The 1,290-nt window shown below is 41.2% G+C and carries 2 protein-coding genes; both read left to right on the top strand.

From position 1 onward, the window contains the following. Nucleotides 1-189: 189 nt before the first annotated feature. Complete coding sequence (locus N4310_RS08480) at nt 190-579, top strand: methylated-DNA--[protein]-cysteine S-methyltransferase (RefSeq protein ID WP_262092829.1); 390 nt, start codon at nt 190-192, stop codon at nt 577-579. 234 nt (nt 580-813) lie between these two features. Then, a partial coding sequence (locus N4310_RS08475; RefSeq protein ID WP_262092828.1) for an IS110 family transposase occupies nt 814-1,290 on the top strand: 477 nt, incomplete at its 3' end.

The following is a 1,290-nucleotide window of genomic DNA, read 5'->3' as shown; positions in this document are numbered from 1 at the left end:
CTGAATGATTAGCTAGAAATGTGGTTAAATCTGTGATAAACTGGGTCATGGGAATAAATCTTTCTAGTAGTATTTTTTTGTCTAACTCTACTATAGCAGGATTTATTCCTTTTTTGCGTTTACACAAGATATTGTACACTCTCAGAATCCTAGTAAATTTTGTTATACTGGAGAAAAAGGAAGAAAACCATGCTCCAACAAACAACCCTCCCATCACCACTGGGGAAACTAGTGCTCCTTGCAGACAACACAGCCCTCCGAGGTGTCTGGTTTCAAAACCAGAACCACTTTGGAGCTATCTATGATCTCCAGACAATCCCAGAAGGAATCAATCCTATCCTCAAACAAGGCCAGGACTGGCTCGCAGCTTATTTCGCCGGAGTCCATCCCGATCCACAGGCGCTTCCTCTAGCACCGGCAGTCACTCCCTATCGCCAAATCGTCCTCGACCTTCTCCTGCAAATTCCTTACGGCCAAACCAAAAGCTACCGTGATGTAGCCCAAGCCTTCCAACAAAAAAGCGGACTCGATCGTAAAATCTGGCTCTTGGAACATGAAAAAATCCATTATGAGAAGTAAAAATCGTCCCCTGGAACTAAAGCCAAGGGACGATTTTTTACTTTTGGGCACCTCTAAAAACATAGTAAGCTTAGTAGTGAGGAAATCTCCGACGGGAGAAAGTACTCACTACTTTTTCTTTATGTTAAAGTAGTGGTGTCTTGTTAAGTCGTATTTTGATTTGGCGCTAGACGTCGTGTATTGAAAATGAAATCACTAAAACAAGGAATCATTCAAGACAAAGAGGTAACTAATATGCGGGCAGTATTTGGAATTGATGTGAGTAAAGCGAGCTCAGAAGTAGCAGTTTTGGTAAATCAGAAAAAAATTCATGCTTATACCATACCAAACGATGGTATCGGCTTTTCTCGTTTACTAGATGACTTGAACAGTGTTCAGAAGCCAGAAATTATTTTTGAAGCAACTGGTGTCTATTCTCGTCGTCTTCAAGCTTTTCTCGAAGATCATAACTTTGCCTATACACGGCTCAATCCCTTGGAGGCTAAGAAACAACTCGATGGACTCCGTGTTCGTAAAACCGATAAGATAGATGCTGAAAAATTAGCTCAGTCTCAGTTTCTTCTGAATAGAAAACCAACTCATGTTTCAATCGTTCAAGCTAAGAATCGTCTTCACAAGGTCCTACAAGTCACTTTTCCTGAGCTAGAAGGAATTCTATCAAGCCCAAAAGGAGACCAATACTGGGAATTAGTCACTGCTTTTCCTAGCAGT

This window comes from Streptococcus danieliae (assembly GCF_025447695.1).
Lineage (GTDB): Bacteria > Bacillota > Bacilli > Lactobacillales > Streptococcaceae > Streptococcus > Streptococcus danieliae.
The sequence above is the reverse complement of the archived record's forward strand: the minus strand, read 5'-3'. Positions and strand labels throughout refer to the sequence as shown.

Coding starts and splice junctions, on each gene's coding strand:
- N4310_RS08480 (WP_262092829.1), top strand. CDS start 190: ATGCTCCAACAAACAACCCTCCCATCACCACTGGGGAAACTAGTGCTC.